Raw genomic sequence first — 17,997 nt, forward strand, 5'->3', positions numbered from 1 at the left:
CCTTGTTTTCGACCGCACGCGTTTTGTTTATCACCTTGCTCGTGGCCTTGCTTGCCCTGACGGGCTGCCAGACCCCGCCGCCCAAAGGCCTGACGCCCGCGCAAATTGCCGTGCTCAAACAACAGGGTTTTGAACTGACAGACGAGGGCTGGGCCTTCGGCCTGTCGGGCAAGGTGCTGTTTGGCAGCGACGTCGAAAGCCTGAATGGGCCCAGCACCGAGATCGTCCAGCGCATCGGCAAGGCGCTGTTGGGCGTGGGCATTGAGCGCGTGCGGGTCGACGGTCACACCGACGCCTCGGGCAAGGAAACCTACAACCAGCAACTGTCCCTGCGCCGCGCAAAAAGCGTGGCCAAGGTGCTGACCAGCATCGGTATGAAAGAAGAAAACGTGCAACTGCGCGGGCTGGGCAGCAGCGAGCCGGTGGCCTCCAACGCGACAGCGGCGGGGCGCACCGAGAATCGTCGGGTGTCGATTGTGGTGATTGCCGACTAAGCCGGCGCCCTCGTTCGCTCTATGGAATGCGTTCAAAAATGTGGGAGCGGGCTTGCTCGCGAAGGCGGTGGATCAGTTGATAAATTCGGCGACTGACACACTGCTATCGCGGGCAAGCCCGGCTCCCACATTTTATTTGGGGTGTGTTTGATCGCTTAATCCGCAAACCTCATGTCGCGGGTTTCCCCCATCAACAACGGCTGATTCTGCTCCGTCACCTCACGGATGTAATCCCACAGCAGGGTGATCCGTTTCAACTTCCTCAGGTCCTCGCGGCAGTACATCCAGAACTGCCGCGTAATGTTGATCTCCTTGCCCAGCACCGGCAGCAATCGCGGGTCCTGCGCCGCCAAAAAGCACGGCAGAATCGCCAGCGATCGCCCTTGCTGCGCCGCCACGTACTGCGCGATCACGCTGGTGCTGCGCAGGCTGGCGCTGGCGCCGGGCACCACGTTGGCCAGGTACAGCAACTCTGAGCTGAACGCCAGGTCGTCCACGTAACTGATAAACGGATGTTCGGCCAAGTCCGCTGCCCGGCGAATAGGCGGGTGCTGGTCCAGATACTCCTGGGTCGCGTAAAGCTGCAGCTTGTAGTCGCACAGTTTGCAGCACACGTACGGCCCGTGTTCCGGGCGCTCCAGGGCGATGACGATATCCGCCTCGCGCTTGGACAGGCTGATGAAGTGGGGCAGGGGCAGGATGTCTACCGAGATCGCCGGGTAGGTGTCGACAAAGTGGCTCAGTTGCGGGGTGACGAAGAAGCTGCCGAACCCTTCGGTGCAGCCCATGCGCACGTGGCCGGACAGCGCCACTCCAGAGCCCGAGACCTGTTCGCAGGCCATGTGCAGGGTGCTTTCTATCGACTCGGCGTAACCCAGCAAACGCTGGCCTTCGGTGGTCAGAACGAAGCCGTTGGTCCGGGACTTTTCAAACAGCAGGGTGCCCAACGATCCTTCAAGCGAACTGATGCGCCGCGACACGGTGGTGTAGTCCACCGCCAGGCGCTTGGCGGCGACGCTGGCCTTGCGGGTGCGGGCAACTTCGAGGAAAAACTTCAGGTCATCCCAGTTCAGGGAGCCTAGCGACGTGATGTTTTTTTGCATATTGGACCGGCTTTTATGTGCGTTCTTATTAGAAGTTTGCACATCTATACTCCAAAAACAGTCCGAACGCCTCATCATCAAGGCGATTCAACGCCTTGGTTCTCTGCATACCTATAAGAATTGGAGACCACATGAACGCATCTGCCGATATTTCCGTGCAACAGGTCAAGCTGCTGATCAACGGCGAGTGGGTCGAATCCAAGACCACCGAATGGCAAGACATCGTCAACCCGGCCACCCAGCAGGTGTTGGCCCGCGTACCGTTTTCCACCCCCGAAGAAGTCAATGCGGCCATCGACGCCGCCCATCGCGCCTTCCAGACCTGGAAGCTGACGCCGATCGGTGCGCGCATGCGCATCATGCTCAAGCTGCAAGCCTTGATCCGCGAGCACTCCAAGCGCATCGCCGTAGTGCTCAGCGCCGAGCAGGGCAAGACGATTGCCGACGCTGAAGGCGACATTTTCCGTGGCCTGGAAGTGGTCGAGCATGCGTGCTCCATCGGCACTTTGCAGATGGGCGAATTCGCTGAAAACGTCGCCGGCGGCGTCGATACCTACACCCTGCGCCAGCCGATCGGCGTGTGCGCCGGCATTACCCCGTTCAACTTCCCGGCGATGATTCCGCTGTGGATGTTCCCGATGGCCATCGCCTGCGGTAACACCTTCGTACTCAAGCCGTCGGAGCAGGATCCGCTGTCGACCGTGCTGCTGGTTGAGCTGGCGCTGGAAGCCGGCGTGCCAGCCGGTGTGTTGAACGTGGTTCACGGCGGCAAGGATGTGGTGGATGCGCTGTGCACCCACAAAGACATCAAGGCCGTGTCCTTCGTCGGTTCGACCGCTGTCGGTACCCACGTCTACGACCTGGCCGGCAAACACGGCAAGCGCGTGCAATCGATGATGGGCGCCAAGAACCACGCCGTGGTGCTGCCGGACGCCAACCGCGAACAAACCCTGAACGCCCTGGTAGGTGCCGGTTTCGGCGCGGCCGGCCAGCGTTGCATGGCGACTTCCGTGGTGGTGCTGGTGGGCGCGGCCAAGCAATGGCTGCCGGACCTCAAGGCCCTGGCGCAAAAACTCAAGGTGAACGCCGGCAGCGAAGCGGGCACCGATGTGGGGCCGGTGATCTCCAAGCGTGCCAAGGCACGCATCCTCGACCTGATCGAAAGCGGCGTAAAAGAAGGCGCCAAGCTGGAACTGGATGGCCGTGGCATCAAGGTGCCGGGTTTTGAAGACGGCAACTTCGTCGGCCCAACCCTGTTCTCCGGTGTGACCACCGACATGCAGATCTACACCCAGGAAATCTTCGGCCCTGTGCTGGTGGTGCTGGAAGTCGATACCCTCGATCAGGCCATCGCGCTGGTCAACGCCAACCCGTTCGGCAACGGCACCGGCCTGTTCACCCAGAGCGGTGCGGCGGCGCGTAAATTCCAGAGCGAAATCGATGTGGGCCAGGTCGGTATCAACATCCCGATCCCGGTGCCGGTGCCGTTCTTCAGCTTCACCGGTTCGCGCGGCTCGAAACTCGGCGACCTGGGCCCGTACGGCAAGCAAGTGGTGCAGTTCTACACCCAGACCAAAACCGTCACCAGCCGCTGGTTCGACGACGACAGCGTCAACGATGGCGTCAACACCACCATCAACTTGCGCTGATCAAGGAGACGACCATGAAGATTGCATTTATTGGCCTGGGCAACATGGGCGCGCCGATGGCGCGCAACCTGATCAAGGCGGGCCATGCGCTGAACCTGTTTGACCTGAACCAGACCGTGCTCCAGGAACTGGCCGAGCTGGGCGGCACCATCAGCGCCTCGCCGCGCGCGGCAGCAGAAGGCGCCGAGTTGGTGGTGACCATGCTTCCGGCTGCAGCCCATGTGCGCAGCGTATGGCTGGGTGAAGACGGCGTGCTGGCTGGCATCGGCAAAGGCGTGCCGGCGGTGGATTGCAGCACCATCGACCCGCAGACCGCCCGCGATGTAGCAGCGGCGGCAGCAAAACAAGGCGTGGTGATGGCCGATGCCCCGGTGTCCGGCGGCACCGGCGGCGCCCAGGCCGGGACACTGACCTTCATGGTCGGCGCCACCCCGGAACTGTTCGCCACCCTGCAACCGGTACTGGCGCAGATGGGCCGCAACATCGTGCATTGCGGCGAAGTCGGCACCGGGCAAATCGCCAAGATCTGCAACAACCTGCTGCTGGGCATCACCATGGTCGGCGTCAGCGAAGCCATGGCCCTGGGTGATGCGCTGGGCATCGACACCCACGTGTTGGCGGGGATTATCAACAGCTCCACCGGGCGCTGCTGGAGTTCGGACACCTACAACCCGTGGCCCGGGATTATCGAAACGGCACCGTCGTCCCGGGGTTATACCGGCGGGTTTGGTGCGGAACTGATGCTCAAGGATCTGGGGCTGGCCACTGAAGCCGCACGCCAGGCGCACCAACCGGTGATCCTCGGTGCAGTGGCGCAGCAGTTGTATCAATCGATGAGCCAGCGTGGGGAAGGGGGCAAGGACTTCTCGGCGATCATCAACAGCTATCGCAAGCCCAAATAGGGCGTTTGTGGCGGGGGGGACAAGCCCCCTCACCACAACGGCTGTCAGGCAAACACAAAATACTTACGCACCGTCTCGACCACTTCCCACGTCCCCTTCATCCCCGGCTCCACCACAAAGATATCCCCAGCCCGCAAATGGATCGGCTCCAGGCCATCCGGGGTGATCACGCAGTAGCCTTCCTGGAAGTGGCAGTATTCCCACTTCACATACTCCACCCGCCATTTGCCCGGGGTGCAGATCCAGGTGCCCATGATCTTGCTGCCGTCTTCGCTGGTGTAGGCGTTGAGGTTGACGGTGTGCGGGTCGCCTTCGAGTTTTTCCCATTTGCAGGCGTCCAGCACCGGCAGTGGGTGGGTGTCGCGCAGTACGGTGATTGGCTTGGACATGATGATTCCGAGGCAGAGGAAGGGAAGTCCGAACCCTATCGCCTTGGGCCGCCCGCCAATGGTCTGAACTCGACATCGGGATGCCAGGAAGCGCAGTCATTTGCACATCCGTGAGTCACCGCTAACCCCTGTGGGAGCCGGGCTTGCCCGCGATGGCGGAGTGTCAGGCGATGGAAGGGGAAGCTGTGCCGGCCTCATCGCGGGCAAGCCCGGCTCCCACAGGGAATATTTGTTGTTTGAAGGAATGAGTCAGTACGAAATATCTGTGCGCCAATCAGCCATTTCCTCGCAGTAAGTGCGAAAGATTTCCCGCTTTGCGCTGGAATTCGCAAGAATATTTACAGCTGGCCCTCGTATCATTCACCCCAGTAACGACCGAGAGCCTTGAAATGAATCCAATAAAAACGTGGTGGGACATCAGCCCGCCCTTGAGCACCGCGACCCCGACCTGGCCGGGTGATACGCCGTTTCAGGAAGAGCGCGTCTGGCAGTTCGGCCCCGAGTGCCCGGTGAATGTCGGGCGCATCACCCTGTCGCCCCACACCGGCGCCCATGTGGACGCGCCGTTGCACTACAGCGCGGACGGTGCGCCGATCGGCGAAGTGTCCCTGGAGGTGTACATGGGCCCGTGCCGGGTGCTGCACTGCCTGGGCAGCGGCGCGCTGGTGCAACCGCATCAGTTGGAAGGCCGCCTGGAAAACCTGCCTGAGCGGGTGCTGTTGCGCACTTATCAACAGGCACCGCTGGAAACCTGGGATTCGAATTTCACCGCCGTCGCCCCGCAAACCGTCGAACTGCTGGCCAGCCTCGGTGTGCGCCTGATCGGTATCGACACGCCGTCCCTCGACCCGCAACAGTCCAAGACCATGGACTCCCACAATGCCGTCGCCCGGCATGGCATGGCGATTCTCGAAGGCATCGTCCTCGACGACGTGCCGGAGGGCGATTATGAGTTGATCGCGCTGCCGCTGCGGTTTGCCAACCTCGATGCCAGCCCGGTACGAGCCATTCTCCGCCCGCTCAAGGAGCCCACGCGATGAGCCAGTGTCCTTTCTCCCCCGATTACCAGCCGCCGGAAGAATGGCATAACGCCGAGCTGAATTTTTCCGAGTCCATGAGCTATGGCGACTACCTGGACCTGGGCAAAGTGCTCAGCGCCCAGCACCCGCTGTCGCCGGACCACAACGAGATGCTGTTCATCATCCAGCACCAGACCTCGGAGCTGTGGATGAAGCTGATGCTCCACGAGCTCAAGGCCGCCCGCGAACACGTGCGCCTGGGTGAGTTGCCGCCAGCGTTCAAGATGCTGGCGCGGGTGTCGCGGATCTTTGACCAGCTGGTGCACGCCTGGGCGGTGCTGGCGACCATGACGCCGTCGGAGTACAAGTCGATTCGTCCGTACCTGGGCCAGTCGTCAGGCTTCCAGTCGTTCCAGTACCGGGAAATCGAATTCATCCTCGGCAACAAAAGCGCGGCGCTGTTGCGGCCTCACGCCCATCGCCCGGAGTTATTGAACGAGTTGAAAGTGGCGATTGCCACGCCGTCGCTGTACGACGAGGCGGTCAACCTGATGGCCAAGGCCGGGTTGGCGATCGACCCGCAGCGCGCTGAACGCGACCCCGCGGCGCCGACGGTTCACGATGACTCCGTGGAGGCAGCGTGGCGTGAGGTTTATCGCGACCCGAGCCGGTATTGGGACCTGTACCAACTGGCCGAAAAGTTTATCGACCTGGAAGATTCCTTCCGTCAGTGGCGCTTCCGCCATGTCACTACCGTGGAGCGGATTATCGGCTTCCAGCCGGGCACCGGCGGCACCGAAGGCGTGGGTTACCTGCGCAAGATGCTCGACACCGTGCTGTTCCCCGAGCTGTGGCGAGTGCGTTCAACGCTGTAATCAAGGCCCAGCAAAAAGCCCCGGTACTCATCGAGTGCCGGGGCTTTTTACAGCTCAAATACGCCACCTGTAGGAGCCGGCTTGCCGGCGATAGCGGCCTTGAGGCTAGCGCAAGGCTACGGTCCTCATCGCCGGCAAGCCGGCTCCTACAAGGGTTAGCGTGCGGCGGCCAAGGCTTTACCCTTGCTCAACCGCAACCGGTACGCCACATAGATAATCCCGACCCAAACCGGAATCGCATACACCGACGCCCGCACACCCGGAATCGCCAGCATCACGCAGATGATCATCAGCATGAACGCCAGGCACAGGTAGTTGCTGAACGGGAACCAGAAGGTCTTGAACGACGGCACCACGCCTTGCTCGCCCATGGCCTTGCGGAACTTGATGTGGGTCAGGCTGATCAGCGCCCAGTTGATCATCAGCGAAGCAACCACCAGCGCGAACAACAGCTCCAGCGCGTCATGCGGCGCGACGTAGTTGATCACCACGCACAGCAGCGTCACCAGGGCCGAAATGCCCAGGGCACGCAGGGGCACGCCTTGCTTGTTCAACTTCATCAGCGCTTTGGGCGCATCGCCTTGCTCGGCCAGGCCGAACAGCATGCGGCTGTTGCAGTACACGCCGCTGTTGTACACCGACAGCGCCGCGGTCAATACCACGAAGTTGAGGATGTGGGCGGCGGTGTCGTTACCGATCAAGGAAAAGATCTGCACAAACGGGCTGCCGCTGTAGGCATCTCCCGACGCGCCGAGGGTTTGCAGCAGTTGGTCCCATGGGTACAGCGACAGCAGCACGGTGAGGGCGCCGACGTAGAAAATCAGGATCCGGTACACCACCTGGTTGATCGCCTTCGGGATCACCTTGCGTGGCTCGCTGGCTTCAGCGGCGGTAATGCCCACCAGCTCCAGGCCGCCGAACGAGAACATGATGAACGCCATGGACATCAACAGCCCCATGCCGCCATTGGGGAAGAACCCGCCGTGGCTCCACAGGTTGCTCACCGAGGCTTGCGGGCCGCCGGTGCCGCTGAACAGCAGGTAGCAGCCGAGCACGATCATGCCGACAATCGCCACCACCTTGATGATCGCAAACCAGAACTCGGTCTCACCGAAGAACTTCACGTTGAGGGTGTTGATCAGGTTGACCAGCACAAAGAACACCACCGCGCTGACCCAGGTCGGAATCTCCGGCCACCAGAACTGGATGTACTTGCCCACCGCCGTCAGTTCGGCCATGCCCACCAGCACATAGAGTACCCAGTAGTTCCAGCCGGCAAGGAAGCCTGCGTAACCGCCCCAGTATTTGTGAGCGAAGTGGCTGAAGGAGCCGGCCACCGGTTCCTCGACGATCATCTCGCCCAGCTGGCGCATGATCAGGAATGCGATGAAACCGGCTACCGCATAGCCCAGGATCATCGAGGGGCCAGCCGACTTGAGCACGCCCGCCGAGCCGAGGAACAGCCCGGTCCCGATCGCCCCTCCCAAGGCAATCAGCTGAATATGCCGGTTCTTCAGGCCACGCTTGAGGCCCACCGGGTTAACCATGTCATCCGCCATTAACATTCCCTTCTACTTGTTTTTTTCAGGGTTGATCGCACACCGAACCAGCCCCTCATACCGCTGAGGGGTCAGATATTACTCTCGGTAAACTTTTCGTAATACAGCTGAACGTCATCAAGTGCCTGATCCAGCAGCCATTGTTTGATGGATTCGACCATCGGCGGCGGCCCGCACACGTACATATCTGCCGATTGATCCCGCAATTCGGCCAGGTCGAAATGCTCAGTGAGGTAGCCGCGTTTGCCGGGCCAGTCGGAGGGCGGGTCGCTGAGGACTTCGGTGTAGCGAAACCCCGGGATTTTTTCGGCGTAGGCTTTTATGCGTGCGGCCTCACATAAATCTGCCGCACCGCGTACGCCGTAATACAGGTGCACCGGCTGCTGGCAACCGTTGGCGGCCAGCTCATCGAGCATGCCCAGCAGCGCCGACAGTCCGGTGCCGCCAGCCACCAGCACCAGCGGTTGGGTGACGTGCCGCAGGTAAAAAGCGCCGAGTGGCGCTTCCAGCAGCAGCTCATCGCCGACCTGGCAGCGTTCGCGGATGTAGTTGCTCATGACGCCATCGGGCAGCAGGCGGATCAGGAACTGCAACCGGTTGCCCGGGCGGTTGGCGAAGGAGTAGGAGCGCCAACTGTCGGTGCCGGGAATCGACAGGCGGGCGTACTGGCCGGGCAGGAAGTCCAACGGAGCTTCAAGCTGCAGGTGCAGGATTGCCGTGCTGGCCGAGACCTGCTGCACCTGGCTCACGGTGCTGCGGATCTGCACCGGCCCCGGTGCGTTGCAGAGGCTGGAATCGAAGTCGAAATAAAACGCCGCGTCGGATTGGACCCGGGTCTGGCAACTGAGCATTTTGCGTTGTTGCAGGTCGAGGCTGGAGAGGGCTTCCTCGTCCACGTAGTCCTGAGTGAACTCGCCCGACTCGCACCGGCCCTGGCAAGTGCCACACACACCTTCGCGGCAGTCGAGCGGGATCTTGATGCCGTTGCGCAACGCCGCGTCCAGCAGGATCTCATTGGCGCCCACCGGGAAAAACAGGGTCTTGCCGTCGGCAAAACTGAAGGCCACTTTGTGATTCATTCGCCATGCTCCGCGAGTTTGATTGTTATGCCTGACGAGCAAGCTTTTGTGGTGAGGGGACAAGCCCCCTCACCACAGGATCGCGCTCGCCACAAAAGCGCGTTGTCACAGGTGATAGAAATCCAGCACCGAATTGATGGTGTCGTTGAGCAGCAGCGCATGCTTGCGGGTGATCAGCCAACTGTCGCCATCGGGCTTGAGGCTGTAAGTGGCGCTGCCGTAGAACTGCTCCGACATCGCCAGCCGATAGAACAGCGTGTGCCAGTTCAGCTTCACTTCCAGCAGCCCGTCTGCCTGCTCGGCAATCCGCACGTTATTGATCAAATGCAGGGTTCTCGGCATCGGCGTGGCCGACGCCGCCTTGCCCGTGCGCAGGCGAAACACCCGATCCTCCAGCCCGGAACGATTGGCGTAGTAGATCAGCGACATCTCGCGCTTGGGGTCGCGGGTGTAGACATGTTCCGAGTCCCATTGCGGCAGGTGGAGTTCACTCTGCGGGTCGAACAGCTGCACGTAGGCGTCCCAATCCTGGGCGTCGCACAGCTCGGATTTACGGTAAAAAAACTGCTCGATCCGGTACTGCAATTGCGCATTCATCATTCCACCTCCCGCAGTTTCAGGGCTTGGGCATCAAGCCCGTCCAGCAGGAACTTCTGCCAGTTGCGATGCTGGTTGACGTACAACCCTTCGTGGGTGAATTCGGTGCCGGTCATTGCCGGCTGGATGCCGATGGCTTCGCTGTTGGGCGTCGGCCCGGTTTCCCAGCGATGGCTGCCCCGGGAGATATCGCTCCAGCGCTCCAGGCGGCCCTGGAAGCCGCGCTGGGCTTCGCGAAACTCCACCAGGTCATCCGGCGTGCCCATGCCCGAGACGTTGAAGAAATCCTCGAACTGGCGAATGCGGTTTTCACGGTCGGCGTCAGACTCGCCCTTCACCCCCAGGCACTGGCTGATGATCTCGGTCTTGTTCCAGGCGATAGGGCGGATGATCCGCAACTGGGAGCTGATCTGGTCGAGAAAGAACAGGCTTGGGTAGATGTTCAGGTTGCGCAGGCGGTGCATCATCCACTCGGCTTTTTGCTGGCCGTGTTCTTCGACCAGGCGCGGCATGATGGTGGCGTAGCCCGAACGCACGGTGGGGTTGGGCATGTCGCTGAACAACAGGCTGTGGCCATTGTTGAAGGCGAACCAGCCGTCGTCGGTGTTGGCATCGCCGGCGCCGAGCTTGCTGTAGTCCAGGGTCGTGCCGGAACCTGTGCCGTTCTCGGTGTTGACCTGCTGGCGGTGCTGCACCGTGGCCACGTAGTTGTAGTGCACGGTGCTGACGTGATAACCGTCCAGGCCGTTTTCGTTTTGCAGTTTCCAGTTGCCGTCGTAGGTGTAGGCGGATTTGCCCGGCAGTACTTCCAGCTCACCGGTGGCCGACTGGGCGACCATCATGTCGAAGAACACTTTGGCGTCGCCCAGGAAGTCTTCCAGGCGGTTAGTGCCGTTCACGTCCAGGCTGATGAACACGAAGCCCTTGTAGCTCTCGATCCGCGCCTTTTTCAGGCCGCGAGTGGCCTTGTCGAAGCCTTCCGGGTATTCCCCCGGCGCCTTGACCTTCACCAGCCGGCCGTCGCTCTTGTAGCACCAGGCGTGGAACGGGCAGGTGAAGGTGGACTGGTTGCCCTTGCCGACCCGCGTCAGGGTGGTGCCGCGATGCTGGCAGGCGTTGATCAGTGCGTTGAGCTGGCCTTCGCCGTCGCGGGTGATGATCATCGGCTGGCGCCCGGCACGCATCGTCACGAAGTCATGCTTGTTGGCCAATTCGCTTTCGTGACAGGCGTAGATCCAGTTCTTTTCGAAGATCAGCTCCATTTCCAGATCAAACAGTTCCGGCTCGGTGAACATGTCCCGGGCGATGCGGAACACCTCATCCACCGGACGAAAGTCCAGGCAGCCTTCGATAAAACTTTTCCACTGCTCGACGCTTCTTGCACCACTCATGGGAGGCACCTTTTGGATAATGGCTAAACGGGTAGGCCATTAAGAGGCTGCGGCGGGGCGGCGGGCTATCCGGTTAATGGGGGAAGGTGGGCCACTTAGTTGGGCACGAAATACCCACGGCGGTGCAGGGTGGTGGCGGAATGCGCTACTGTCTTGCGAGGTGATTGTCGGAAAAGTCTGCTTGTTATCCACTTAGTCGACGGTTGCTATCCACCCAGTGGCGATCCCGCTGGCGTGGCGCAAAACTTGCTGTTGCTCTACCAGGACGCGCCGTCAGAGCGCGCCGGCCACAATTGCCGTGGGTGCCCCGTGATGAGTAGCAATACACGCGATATACGTATCGAGCGCTTCGACCTTGAAGGCGCCTGCAGCTGGATGTCCGGCATTTGCGGGCCGCACCGGCTGCAAACCGCGACGCCGGAGCGCATCCGTTTTCACCACAGTGCCAATGTGTTCAAGTCCCGCGCCACGACTCTGGGGATTATCGAGTACGGCACCGACGTCACCATCGATATCGAAGACGCCGAGCACTTCAGCAGCTACAGCCTGACCCTGCCTCTGGTGGGCGAGCAGGAGCTGAGCAAAAACGGCGTGCGGCTCAGCTCCAACCGCGACCAGGGCGTAATCATCTCGCCCAACGAGCATCAAGTACTGGAGATCTCGGGTGACTGCCGCAAGCTGCAAGTGGTGATCACCCGGGCGGCCATGAGCGAATCCCTGGAAGGCTTGCTGCAGCGGCCGATTGAAGCGCCGCTGCGCTTTGAGTCGGCGATGGACGCGGTGGACGGCGCCTCTGCGTCGTGGTGGCGCATGGCGCGGTATTTCATCGCCGAGCTGGAACGCAGCAGCGAGCTGTATGACCAGGTGGCGTTTACCCGGGACCTGGAAAGTTCGCTGATCAAGGGCCTGATCCTGGCCCAGCCGAACAACTATTCCGAAGAACTGCGGGACGTACTGGGGGTGAAGCTGCCGCACTATCTGATCCGTGCCCGGCAGTACATCCACGACAACGCCCGGGAAGCGGTGCACCTGGAGGACTTGGAGGCGGCGGCAGGCGTGTCGCGGTTCAAGCTGTTCGATGCCTTCCGCAAATACTTTGCTTTGTCGCCTATGGCTTATCTGAAGAAATACCGCCTGGGTGCCGTGCGCCAGCAAATCCTCGAACACGGCTCAACCCGCACCATCTCCGAGATCGCCCTGGGCTGGGGCTTTACCCATCTGGGGCGATTCTCGGCCGAGTACCGCAAGCTGTTCGACGAGTCTCCCAGCCAGACCCTTCAGCGCAACGATGCCCGGCGCATGCGTGGCTGAACACATTACTCAAAAACGATGGAGATCAACTGTAGGAGCTGGCTTGCCTGCGATAGCGGTGGATCAGCTTGCATTTTCTTTTCTGAATCACCGCCATCGCAGGCAAGCCAGCTCCCACAGGGGATTTGTGGTGGTTGTGAGATCTCAGATCAACTCTTCGACCAGTTGCAGGCAATGACTGAGCCCCGGCGACTGGTCATTGATCCGCCGGCTGAGAATGATCGGCGACGTCGCGGTGGCTTCCACCACCGGCGTGTAGCCGATGTCGGCGCGGTGCAGCACCTGCACCGAGGCTGGCACCAGCGTCACGCCCATGCCCGCACCGACCAGGCCGATGGCGGTCTGCAATTCGTTGGTCCATTGCGCAACCTTGAGGCTCAAGCCGTGGGCGTCGAACAACGCGATCACATGGTCGGCGTAGCTGGGGCGCGGGTTGCCGGGGTACAGCACGAAGGGCTCTGCGGCCAACTGCGCCAGGGTGGCCGGAGCACCCAGCAAGGGATGCCCGGCCGGCAGCACCGCCACCAGCCGGTCCTCCACCAACACCCGCTGCACGATGGCCGGGTCGTCGATGCGAATCCGCCCGAAGCCCACGTCAATCCGCCCGGCCTTGAGGGCTTCGACTTGTTGCAGGGTGGTCATCTCGGAAAGCCCCAACTCCAGCTCCAGGCCATCGTGGCTGCGCAGCCGGCGAATCAGTTCGGGCAGCACGCCATACAGCGTCGACGGCGCAAAACCGATGCCCAGCCAGGTCTTTTGGCCAAGGCCGATGCGCCGGGTGTTGTCGCACACCTTGCCCAGTTGTTCGAGCAGCACATTGGCGTGCTCATAGAAAAACCGCCCAGCCTCGGTCAGGCGCAACGGCCGCCCGCGCTCCAGCAGGACCACGCCCAGTTCGTCCTCCAGTTGCTGGATCTGCCGACTCAACGGCGGCTGGGCAATGTGCAGGCGCTCGGCGGCGCGGGTGAAGTTGAGGGTTTCACCCAGCACCTGGAAGTAACGCAGATGGCGCAGTTCCATAAAGACTCCATTCATACCTTAAGGGTATTGTTCGAGACCCATTCTATATTGGAAGCCAGCAGAGATCCGGAACAGAATCAGGCCAAATCTATAAAGAACCCAACGGGTATTGCCATGCCGATTTGTGCCATCGAGTCGATCGAGACCATCATCGTCGACCTTCCTACCATCCGCCCGCACAAGCTGGCGATGCACACGATGCAGAACCAAACCCTGGTGATCATCCGCGTGCGCTGCGCCGACGGCATCGAAGGCATTGGTGAATCCACCACCATCGGCGGCCTGAGCTACGGCAATGAAAGCCCCGACAGCATCAAAATCAACATCGACCGGCATTTCGCGCCGCTACTGCTAGGCCAGGACGCGAGCAATATCAACGCTGCCATGTTGCGCCTGGAGCGCAGCATTCGGGGCAACACCTTTGCCAAGTCGGGTATCGAAAGCGCCTTGCTTGATGCCCTCGGCAAGCGCCTGAATCTGCCGGTCAGCGAATTGCTCGGCGGCCGTGTGCGGGACGCCCTGCCGGTGGCCTGGACCCTGGCCAGCGGCAACACCGAAAAAGACATCGCCGAAGCCGAGAAGATGCTCGACCTGCGCCGCCACCGCATCTTCAAATTGAAGATCGGCGCCGCTGAAGTCAGCCAGGACCTGGCGCACGTCATCGCGATCAAAAAAGCCCTGGGCGACCGCGCCAGCGTGCGGGTCGACGTCAACCAGGCCTGGGACGAAGCCGTGGCCCTGCGCGCCTGCAAGGTGCTGGGCGACAACGGTATCGACCTGATCGAACAACCGATTTCGCGCAACAACCGTGGCGGCATGGTGCGGCTCAACCTGTCGAGCCCGGCGCCGATCATGGCCGACGAGTCGATTGAATGCGTGGAAGACGCCTTCAACCTGGCCCGCGAAGGCGCGGCCTCGGTGTTCGCCCTGAAGATCGCCAAAAACGGCGGCCCGCGTGCGGTGTTGCGCACCGCTGCGATTGCCGAGGCGGCGGGCATCGGCCTGTACGGCGGCACCATGCTCGAAGGCGGTATCGGCACCCTGGCCTCGGCCCATGCCTTTCTCACCTTGAACAAACTGGCGTGGGACACCGAGCTGTTCGGCCCACTGCTGCTCACCGAAGACATCCTGACCGAGCCGCTGGTGTACCGCGATTTCCACCTGCATGTCTCCACCGCTCCGGGCCTGGGCCTGGCCATCGATGAAGAGCGCCTGGCGTTCTTCCGTCGCGACCAATAACAAGAGGACACCTGCGATGTTGTTCCACGTAAAAATGACCGTGAACCTGCCCGTCGACATGAACCCCGAGCGCGCTGCTGCCCTCAAGGCTGAAGAAAAAGCCTTCTCGCAGCGGCTGCAAGATCAGGGCAAATGGCGCCACCTGTGGCGCATCGCCGGGCTGTATGCCAACTACAGCGTGTTCGATGTCGACAGCGTGCAGGAACTGCATGACCTGCTGATGCAACTGCCGCTTTATCCTTACATGGCCATCGAAGTGAATGCCCTGTGCCGGCATCCGTCGTCGATCCGTGAGGATGATCGCTGAGTCTGTTTTTTCACCTAATAATTACAAGATGAGGATTGCACCATGTCCATCCGACTTTCCCAGACTGCTCACGCCCAACAGTTTCTCGAAGAAGCCAGCGGCAACCTTAACGACGGCGGCGACCCACGGGCCAAGGCGCTGATCTACCGGATCCTGCGGGACACGGTGAACATCATCGAAGACCTGGAAGTGACCCCGGAAGAGTTCTGGAAGGCGGTCAACTACCTCAACGAACTGGGCAAGAACCAGGAGGCCGGGTTGCTCGCGGCGGGCCTGGGCCTGGAGCATTACCTGGACATGCTGATGGACGCGGCGGACGAGGAAGCCGGCAAATCCGGCGGCACCCCGCGCACCATCGAAGGCCCGCTGTATGTGGCCGGCGCGCCGCTGTCCAAATACGAGGCGCGGCTGGATGACGGGCTGGATCCGGGTGTGCCGCTGTTCATGCAGGGCCAGGTGCGCGACACCCACGGCAAGCCGCTGGCGGGGGCGATTGTCGATGTGTGGCAGGCCAACACGGGCGGCACGTATTCGTGGTTTGACGGCACGCAGTCGGAGTTCAACCTGCGCCGTCGGATCGAGACCGATGCCCAGGGCAACTATCGTTTTCGCAGCATCGTGCCGTCCGGGTACGGCTGCCCGCCGACCGGTCCGACTCAGCAATTGCTCGACCAGTTGGGGCGCCACGGGCAGCGGCCGGCGCATATCCACTTCTTCATCTCGGCACCGGGCCACCGGCACCTGACCACGCAGATCAACCTGTCGGACGATCCATACCTGCATGATGATTTTGCCTATGCGACGCGGGATGAGTTGATCGCCGAAATTCGCTTCAGCGAGGACGCGAACCTGGCGAAGGAATTTGGCGTGGAAGGGCAGTTTGCACAGATTGATTTTGATTTTGAGTTGCAGTCGGCGGCGGCGCCTGTCGAACAGAAACGTATGCAACGAGTTCGCGCGCTCGAAGACTGAGCGCGGTAAAAAATGTGGGAGCGGGCTTGCTGTGGTGAGGGGGCTTGTCCCCCGTCGGGTTCACTACAGATTGAAGGGGCTGCTTCGCAGCCCAACGCGGGGCAAGCCCGCTCGCCACAGCAAGCCCGCTCCCACATTTGAATCTGCATCGTTTGGCCTATTTGCGAACAACCAGATCCAGCAAATCATCCCGATCCTTGATCTTCTGCAACACGATCTCCGAGCGAATATCCATCACCCCCGCCGTGCGGTTCAGGTGGTTCACGATAAAGTCCGAAAAGTGCTTGAGGTTGCGCGCCTGCACCCGCAACACATAGTTGCTCGCCCCGGTAATCACATACGCACTGGCCACCTCCGGCCAACCCTGCACCTTCTTGATAAACGTCTCGTGCCAATCCTCCACATCCTGGCGCAATGACAGGTGGACGATCGCCTCCAGCTCGATCCCCAGTTGCTCCGCGTTCAACACCGCCCGATACCCACTGATGATGCCCTCGCTCTCCAGCAGGCGCAAACGCCGCAGGCAGGCCGACGGCGACAGGGCGACTTTCTCCGCCAGTTCCTGGTTGCTGATACGGCCATCCTGTTGCAGGAAATGCAGAAGGCGCAGGTCGGTAGCGTCGAGCATCATGGTTAGAATAAATCCGCGTGTTTGGAGGTTAAATTCGAATTTCCTACAGCTTAATTAGCCTGTTGCCCACCACTTTGCACGAAAATTCTCTAAAGCTTCGTTCATTATTTGGCTCATTGTTACTACAAGAACAGGACTGACCATGACCACCCGCACCCATTGCCTGACCCTCGACGCCCAGGATCCGCTGGCGCCACTGCGCAACCAATTCGCCTTGCCAGCCGGGGTGATCTACCTCGACGGCAACTCCCTCGGCGCGCGCCCGGTAGCAGCGCTGGAGCGGGCGCACGCGGTGATCGCCGAGGAGTGGGGCAACGGGCTGATTCGTAGCTGGAACAGCGCCGGCTGGGCCGATTTGTCCCAGCGCCTGGGCAATCGCCTGGCGCCGCTGATCGGGGCCCGCGACGGTGAACTGGTGATCACCGATACCACCTCCATCAACCTGTTCAAAGTGCTCAGCGCCGCGTTGACCGTGCAGCGCGAGCGGGCGCCAAGCCGCAAGGTGATCGTCAGCGAAGCGAGCAATTTCCCCACCGACCTGTACATCGCCGAAGGCCTGACCGAACTGCTGCAACAGGGCTACTCCCTGCGCCTGGTCAACAGCCCGGACGAACTGCCCCAGGCCATCGACCAGGACACCGCCGTGGTGATGCTTACCCACGTCAACTACAAGACCGGCTACATGTACGACATGCAGGCCCAGACCGCGTTGAGCCATGAATGTGGCGCGCTGGCGATCTGGGACCTGGCGCATTCGGCGGGCGCGGTGCCGATCGACCTGCATCAGGCCGCAGCCGATTATGCGATTGGCTGCACTTACAAATACCTCAACGGCGGGCCCGGCTCCCAGGCGTTTGTGTGGGTCAACCCGGCGCTGGTGGATGTGGTCACGCAGCCGCTGTCGGGCTGGTTCGGGCATACCCGGCAGTTCGCCATGGAATCGCGTTATGCGCCGAGCCAGGGCATTGCGCGCTACCTGTGCGGCACCCAGCCGATAACCTCGCTGGCGATGGTGGAGTGTGGCCTGGATATTTTTGCCCAGACCGACATGGCCAGCCTGCGCACTAAATCCCTGGCGTTGACTGACCTGTTTATCGCGTTGGTAGAGTCCCGTTGCGCCGCCCACGAATTGACCCTGATCACTCCGCGTGAACATGCCCGGCGCGGCAGCCACGTCAGCTTTGAACACCCGCAAGGCTATGCGGTTATCCAGGCCTTGATCGCCCGTGGCGTGATTGGTGATTATCGCGAGCCGCGCATCATGCGGTTCGGGTTTACCCCGTTGTACACCAGCTTTGTTGAGGTGTGGGATGCGGTGGAAATCCTCGGCGAAATTCTCGACCAGAAAACCTGGGACCAGCCGCAATTCAAAGTGCGCCATAGCGTTACCTGATACAACACAAAACCCTTGTGGGAGCTGGCTTGCCTGCGATGGCATCACTTTGGTTTAACTGACATAC

Annotated in this window: 18 protein-coding genes; 10 read left to right on the forward strand and 8 right to left on the reverse strand. The window is 61.3% G+C overall.

Annotation, left to right across the window (positions count from 1 at the left end; genetic code table 11):
* Positions 1-2: 2 nt before the first annotated feature.
* Positions 3-494 carry an OmpA family protein gene (locus JFV30_RS32475; protein ID WP_010174161.1) on the forward strand — a complete coding sequence of 164 codons (492 nt, stop codon included), beginning with the start codon at positions 3-5 and terminating at the stop codon, positions 492-494.
* Between the two features lie 155 nt (positions 495-649).
* On the opposite strand, the gene JFV30_RS32480 is transcribed toward JFV30_RS32475, so the two are convergent.
* Positions 650-1,597 (reverse strand): LysR family transcriptional regulator, encoded by a 948-nt coding sequence (locus JFV30_RS32480; RefSeq protein ID WP_010174163.1) that lies wholly within the window; start codon positions 1,595-1,597, stop codon positions 650-652.
* A 131-nt stretch (positions 1,598-1,728) separates the two neighbouring features.
* Here JFV30_RS32480 and JFV30_RS32485 point away from each other — a divergent pair, with 131 nt between their 5' ends.
* Positions 1,729-3,246: a CoA-acylating methylmalonate-semialdehyde dehydrogenase gene (locus JFV30_RS32485; protein ID WP_010174165.1), complete on the forward strand. Its 1,518-nt coding sequence runs from the start codon at positions 1,729-1,731 to the stop codon at positions 3,244-3,246.
* Positions 3,247-3,260: 14 nt separating this feature from the next.
* Positions 3,261-4,148, forward strand: coding sequence for a 3-hydroxyisobutyrate dehydrogenase (gene mmsB, locus JFV30_RS32490; RefSeq protein WP_201126089.1), 888 nt, complete (start codon positions 3,261-3,263; stop codon positions 4,146-4,148).
* Positions 4,149-4,192: 44 nt separating this feature from the next.
* Here mmsB and JFV30_RS32495 read toward each other — a convergent pair whose 3' ends face one another.
* Complete coding sequence (locus tag JFV30_RS32495; RefSeq protein WP_003212331.1) at positions 4,193-4,537, reverse strand: cupin domain-containing protein; 345 nt, start codon at positions 4,535-4,537, stop codon at positions 4,193-4,195.
* A gap of 389 nt (positions 4,538-4,926) precedes the next feature.
* On the opposite strand from JFV30_RS32495, the gene kynB reads away from it, so the two are divergent.
* Both kynB and kynA read left to right on the forward strand, forming a co-directional pair.
* A complete protein-coding gene (kynB, locus tag JFV30_RS32500) occupies positions 4,927-5,577 on the forward strand; it encodes an arylformamidase (protein WP_201126090.1) in 651 nt (216 codons plus the stop codon).
* Positions 5,574-6,431 (forward strand): tryptophan 2,3-dioxygenase, encoded by an 858-nt coding sequence (kynA, locus tag JFV30_RS32505; protein WP_201126091.1) that lies wholly within the window; start codon positions 5,574-5,576, stop codon positions 6,429-6,431. Before kynB ends, kynA begins: the two co-directional genes overlap by 4 nt.
* 155 nt (positions 6,432-6,586) lie before the next feature.
* Here the strand turns inward: kynA and JFV30_RS32510 are convergent, their stop codons facing one another.
* The 4 genes from JFV30_RS32510 to antA all read right to left on the reverse strand — a co-directional run bounded on the left by JFV30_RS32510 (position 6,587) and on the right by antA (position 11,057).
* The gene (locus JFV30_RS32510) at positions 6,587-7,990 is read right to left on the reverse strand and encodes an amino acid permease (RefSeq protein WP_010174183.1); all 1,404 of its coding nucleotides are present in this window, start codon (positions 7,988-7,990) and stop codon (positions 6,587-6,589) included.
* Between the two features lie 71 nt (positions 7,991-8,061).
* Complete coding sequence (gene antC, locus JFV30_RS32515; protein ID WP_201126092.1) at positions 8,062-9,069, reverse strand: anthranilate 1,2-dioxygenase electron transfer component AntC; 1,008 nt, start codon at positions 9,067-9,069, stop codon at positions 8,062-8,064.
* 105 nt (positions 9,070-9,174) lie between these two features.
* Positions 9,175-9,666 (reverse strand): anthranilate 1,2-dioxygenase small subunit, encoded by a 492-nt coding sequence (antB, locus tag JFV30_RS32520; protein WP_201126093.1) that lies wholly within the window; start codon positions 9,664-9,666, stop codon positions 9,175-9,177.
* The gene (gene antA / locus JFV30_RS32525; RefSeq protein WP_010174190.1) at positions 9,666-11,057 is read right to left on the reverse strand and encodes an anthranilate 1,2-dioxygenase large subunit; all 1,392 of its coding nucleotides are present in this window, start codon (positions 11,055-11,057) and stop codon (positions 9,666-9,668) included. Before antA ends, antB begins: the two co-directional genes overlap by 1 nt.
* A gap of 312 nt (positions 11,058-11,369) precedes the next feature.
* Between antA and JFV30_RS32530 the strand changes: the two genes are divergently transcribed.
* Entirely contained in the window at positions 11,370-12,368 is a 999-nt protein-coding gene (locus JFV30_RS32530; protein ID WP_008436676.1) for an AraC family transcriptional regulator, read from the forward strand.
* A 144-nt stretch (positions 12,369-12,512) separates the two neighbouring features.
* Here JFV30_RS32530 and JFV30_RS32535 read toward each other — a convergent pair whose 3' ends face one another.
* On the reverse strand, positions 12,513-13,388 hold the full coding sequence (locus tag JFV30_RS32535) for a LysR family transcriptional regulator (protein WP_201126094.1): 876 nt from the start codon (positions 13,386-13,388) through the stop codon (positions 12,513-12,515).
* A gap of 114 nt (positions 13,389-13,502) precedes the next feature.
* Here JFV30_RS32535 and JFV30_RS32540 point away from each other — a divergent pair, with 114 nt between their 5' ends.
* The 3 genes from JFV30_RS32540 to catA are packed head-to-tail and all read left to right on the forward strand — an operon-like array spanning position 13,503 to position 15,906.
* Entirely contained in the window at positions 13,503-14,627 is a 1,125-nt protein-coding gene (locus JFV30_RS32540) for a muconate cycloisomerase family protein (protein ID WP_201126095.1), read from the forward strand.
* A 16-nt stretch (positions 14,628-14,643) separates the two neighbouring features.
* On the forward strand, positions 14,644-14,934 hold the full coding sequence (gene catC, locus JFV30_RS32545) for a muconolactone Delta-isomerase (RefSeq protein ID WP_201126096.1): 291 nt from the start codon (positions 14,644-14,646) through the stop codon (positions 14,932-14,934).
* A gap of 42 nt (positions 14,935-14,976) precedes the next feature.
* Positions 14,977-15,906: a catechol 1,2-dioxygenase gene (gene catA / locus JFV30_RS32550; protein ID WP_201126097.1), complete on the forward strand. Its 930-nt coding sequence runs from the start codon at positions 14,977-14,979 to the stop codon at positions 15,904-15,906.
* 157 nt (positions 15,907-16,063) lie between these two features.
* On the opposite strand, the gene JFV30_RS32555 is transcribed toward catA, so the two are convergent.
* A complete protein-coding gene (locus JFV30_RS32555) occupies positions 16,064-16,537 on the reverse strand; it encodes an Lrp/AsnC family transcriptional regulator (RefSeq protein WP_177129985.1) in 474 nt (157 codons plus the stop codon).
* A gap of 142 nt (positions 16,538-16,679) precedes the next feature.
* Here JFV30_RS32555 and kynU point away from each other — a divergent pair, with 142 nt between their 5' ends.
* Positions 16,680-17,930: a kynureninase gene (gene kynU / locus JFV30_RS32560; RefSeq protein ID WP_201126098.1), complete on the forward strand. Its 1,251-nt coding sequence runs from the start codon at positions 16,680-16,682 to the stop codon at positions 17,928-17,930.
* Positions 17,931-17,997 lie beyond the last annotated feature (67 nt).

Origin of the sequence: Pseudomonas sp. TH32 (assembly GCF_016650855.1) — a bacterium.
In the GTDB taxonomy this organism is placed as follows: Bacteria; Pseudomonadota; Gammaproteobacteria; order Pseudomonadales; family Pseudomonadaceae; genus Aquipseudomonas.